This window comes from Schleiferilactobacillus shenzhenensis LY-73 (assembly GCF_000469325.1).
GTDB classification, from domain to species: domain Bacteria; phylum Bacillota; class Bacilli; order Lactobacillales; family Lactobacillaceae; genus Schleiferilactobacillus; species Schleiferilactobacillus shenzhenensis.
Genome location: NZ_KI271587.1, coordinates 138,132 through 142,390, shown reverse-complemented (window position 1 = coordinate 142,390; position 4,259 = coordinate 138,132). Strand labels below are relative to the sequence as shown.

The 4,259-nt window shown below is 57.8% G+C and carries 3 protein-coding genes; all 3 read left to right on the top strand.

The features are described from left to right. Positions 1 to 189: 189 nt before the first annotated feature. The 3 genes from L248_RS06850 (at position 190) to dnaB (ending at position 4,185) form a co-directional block, all read left to right on the top strand. Entirely contained in the window at positions 190 to 2,202 is a 2,013-nt protein-coding gene (locus tag L248_RS06850) for a DHH family phosphoesterase (protein WP_022529415.1), read from the top strand. 63 nt (positions 2,203 to 2,265) lie between these two features. Next, positions 2,266 to 2,721 carry a 50S ribosomal protein L9 gene (rplI, locus tag L248_RS06845; RefSeq protein ID WP_022529414.1) on the top strand — a complete coding sequence of 152 codons (456 nt, stop codon included), beginning with the start codon at positions 2,266 to 2,268 and terminating at the stop codon, positions 2,719 to 2,721. Positions 2,722 to 2,766: 45 nt separating this feature from the next. Further along, positions 2,767 to 4,185 carry a replicative DNA helicase gene (dnaB, locus tag L248_RS06840; protein WP_022529413.1) on the top strand — a complete coding sequence of 473 codons (1,419 nt, stop codon included), beginning with the start codon at positions 2,767 to 2,769 and terminating at the stop codon, positions 4,183 to 4,185. Positions 4,186 to 4,259 lie beyond the last annotated feature (74 nt).

The following is a 4,259-nucleotide window of genomic DNA, read 5'->3' as shown; positions in this document are numbered from 1 at the left end:
ACGCGTAGCAAGCGGAGGCAAAATGGGCTCAGTGGTGAAATCATTCTTGGCGGCTTTTAGCGATTTTTGCTAAAAGGCTACAAGCCGTGCCCACCACGTTCCAGCCCATTTTGCCGGAGCTTTGGCACGGTGCGCGGAAGAGTTCTGTCACAGCTCCCAAACGCGATTCAAAGAGAAGGAAGACTACAAATGAAGAACGTGTTCCAACGCATCAAGCTCCCGGCTTTCATGCGCAATGCCCGGGTGATGACCATTTTCTTGGTGATCATCGGTTTATCCCTGGCGACGATCATTCTGAGTTACTTCAACTCGTTCTGGATCGGCCTGGCCTTGACGGTACTGTTCTTGGCCCTGGTCGTCAGTGTTTACTACGCGGCGGAAGTGATCACCCAGGACACCCAGAAGTACGTTTCTGACCTCACCTACCGCATCAAGCGGGGCGAGCAGGAAGCACTCATTCAGATGCCGATTGGGATCTTGCTGTACAACGATCGGAAGGTCGTGCAGTGGACGAACCCGTTCTTCCAGCAATATATTGGGAAGAAAGACATCTTGGGCAAGACGCTGGACGACAGCCTGCCGGACTTGGGCCAGTTTGTCGCCAAGTATAGCGGCGACGATACGCCGCACCAGATCAAGTGGGGCGACAACCAGTTTGAGATGACGGTCCAGGACGATCTGGGCGTCATCTACCTGCTGGACATCACCAAGTACGCTAAAATCGAAGACCAGCTCAACGCCCAGCAAGTGGCGATCGGCCAGGTCTTCCTGGACAACTACGACGAGATCACCCAGTCGATGGACGACCAGGCGATTTCTAATATGAACAACTATGTCACGAACAAACTGACGGACTGGGCGAACCACTACCACATGTTCATCAAGCGGGTGGACGACGACCACTTCTTCGTGATGGCTTACATGGCCCGGCTGCAAGAGGCGGAACACGATAAGTTCAAGATCCTCGATGTGATTCGCCAGGATACGTCGAAACAGAACTATCCGCTGACCCTTTCCATCGGCTTCGCTTACGGCAACCCGAACCTGGCCACGCTGGCCAACGACGCCCAGTCCAACCTGGACCTGGCTCTGGGCCGGGGCGGCGACCAGGTCGTCGTCAAGTCGCCGGATTCCCCGGCCCGCTTCTTCGGCGGCCGGACCAACCCGATGGAGAAACGGACGCGGGTGCGCGCTCGGATGATCTCCCAAGCCCTGCAAGAAATCTTCAAGCAAGTCGATAAGATTTACGTGATGGGTCACGCCCGCCCGGACATGGATGCCATCGGTGCATCCCTGGGGATTCGCCGTATCGCCGAGATGAACGGCAAGGAATGCGATGTGATTGTCGATGCCAACGACGTGCACTCCGACGTGCAGCGCCTGCTGCAGCGGGTGGAGGAACAGCCGGAGGTGGCCAAGCATATCTTGACGCCCACCGAGGCCTTGAACCAGGTGACCGACAAGACACTGTTGATCCTGGTGGACCACTCCAAGCCGTCGATCTCCATCTCGCCGGAGCTGTGTCAGCGGCTGTCCCAGCGGCTCATCGTCATTGACCACCACCGCCGGGGCGAGGAGTTCCCGGAGAACCCGATGCTGGTGTACATTGAACCTTACGCCAGTTCGACCTGCGAACTGATCACGGAGATGTTCGAGTACCAGCCCAAGAACGTGGCGGGCCTGAGCAAGCTGGAAGCCACTGCGATGCTGGCCGGGATCACCGTCGATACCCACAGCTTTTCGCTGCGCACCGGCACGCGGACATTCGACGCGGCCTCCTATTTACGGTCAGTGGGTGCAGATAGTACACTGGTACAGGAACTGCTCAAGGAAGATGTGAACAACTTCATCCAGAAGAACCACCTGATTGAAACGATCGAGATGGTCGAGCCGAACATGGCCCTGTGTACCGGTGAAGAGGACGAAGTCTATGATCCGGTGGTGGCCGCCCAAGCGGCGGATACGCTGCTGTCGCTGGCCGGCATCGAAGCCTCCTTCGTCATCGTTAAGCGGATCGACGGCGTCATCGGTATCTCGGCCCGCTCCCTGGGCCGGGTCAATGTCCAGGTGATCATGGAGAAAATGGGCGGCGGCGGCCACTTGTCCAATGCGGCCACTCAGCTGAAGAACACCACCATCGCCCAGGCCCGCCAGCAGCTGAAGGATATTCTGACCCAGCTGGTGGCGGCCGACGAAGAGTAGCACGGCGGCCCGGACCGCTTCAGGCAGACCGGGCCGGCCAATATCGAGAAGGGAAGAAAACCAATGAAAGTCATTTTCTTACAAGACGTACGCGGCAAAGGCAACCGGGGCGACATCAAGGATGTCCCCGATGGTTACGCCCAAAATTTCTTATTCAAGCAAGGCAAAGCCAAGGAAGCAACCCCCAAGGCTATGAGCGAGCTGAAGGGCAAACAGCGGGCGGAAGCCAAGCAGCGGGCTGAGGAGCTGGAAGAGGCCAAGCAGTTCAAGGCCAAGATCGAGGATGACAAGACGGTCGTCCAGATTCAATCGAAGGCCGGGGCTGATGCCAAGCTGTTCGGTTCTATTCCCAGCAAGCAGATTGCCCAAGCCCTGGACAAGCAGTTCGGCTTGAAGGTCGACAAGCGCAAGATCGACCTGCCGGAACCGATTCGGTCGCTGGGCTACACCAACGTCCCGGTCCGTTTGGCGCCCGGCGTGGATGCGGTTATTCGCGTGCACGTGACCCAGCAGGATTAATTTCCCGGGAAATAATTGAATTCATGAATCGAGGAATCAAACAGCGTGAATAACGAATTGATCGATCGGACACCACCCCAGGATAACGATGCCGAGCAATCCGTTCTCGGCGCTGTTTTTCTGTCCCGTGATGCCCTGGTCGAGGCCATGGCTTACGTCACGGCGGACGATTTCTATAAGAAAGCCCACCAGTACATCTTCGCGGCGATGGTCGCACTTTCTGACCGGGACGTGAGCATCGACGCCGTCACCCTGAGCAACGAACTCACCGCCCGCCAGCAGTTGGCCGATGCCGGTGGTGTCAGCTACTTAGTCGAATTGGCAGAAAAGGTGCCGACGGCGGCCAACGTCGTCTACTACGCCCAAATCGTCAAAGAGAAAGCCACTCTGCGGCGGCTGATCGATACGGCCACCCACATCGTCCAGACGGGTTACAATCCGGAGGGCGATGTCTCCGATGTCTTGGACAACGCCGAGAAAGAGATTATGGCGGTATCGGATACCACCCAGCAGAACGGTTTCCGGCGCATCGACGATGTCTTGCAGGAAGCCTTCTCCAAGGTGACGGAACTGTCGAAAAACAACGACGACATCACCGGCCTTTCGACCGGTTACCGGGATTTGGATCTGATTACGGCGGGCCTGCACGAGGACGAACTGATCATTGTTGCCGCCCGACCCGGGGTGGGGAAGACGGCCTTCGCCTTGAACGTCGCCCAGAACGTGGCGACCAAGAGCGATACGGCCGTCGCCATCTTCAGCCTGGAAATGGGCGCCGAGCAGCTGGTCAATCGGATGCTCTGTGCCGAGGGCAGCATCGAAGCCAACCACCTGCGTACTGGCCAACTGACAGACAATGAGTGGGAAAGTCTGGTCGTTGCCATGGGCAGCTTGGCGAAGGCCAAGATCTTCATCGACGACACGCCGGGCATTAAGATGGCCAATATTCGGGCCAAAGCCCGCCGGTTGGCCAAAGAACAGGGCAACTTGGGCTTGATCGTGGTCGATTACCTGCAGCTGATCGAGGGGACCGGCCAAGAGAATCGCCAGCAAGAAGTGTCTGCCATTTCACGGCAGATGAAGATGCTGGCGAAGGAACTGCACGTGCCGGTCATCGCCCTGTCCCAGCTCTCCCGGAGCGTGGAGCAGCGGCAGGATAAGCGGCCAGTGCTGTCTGATATTCGGGAATCCGGCTCTATCGAGCAGGATGCCGACATCGTCGCATTCCTGTACCGGGACGACTATTACCGGGACGAGGACGGCGATGATGACGACAGCTACGGCGGCGACAGCGGTGGCGGCGGGAACGCGCCGACCAGCTCGGAGGACGAAGACTCCGACGCCGGGGTGGTCGAAGTGATCATTGAGAAGAACCGTTCCGGCGCCCGGGGCACCGTCAAGCTTCTGTTTATCAAGTCCTACAATAAGTTCTCATCAATCTCCTACGCCCAGCCGACGAACTGATCAGTGAGAAAAGCAGCCTGAGATGGGTCCTACCGAAGGACTTGTCTTAGGCTGTTTTCTTGTGGGGAGTGTTC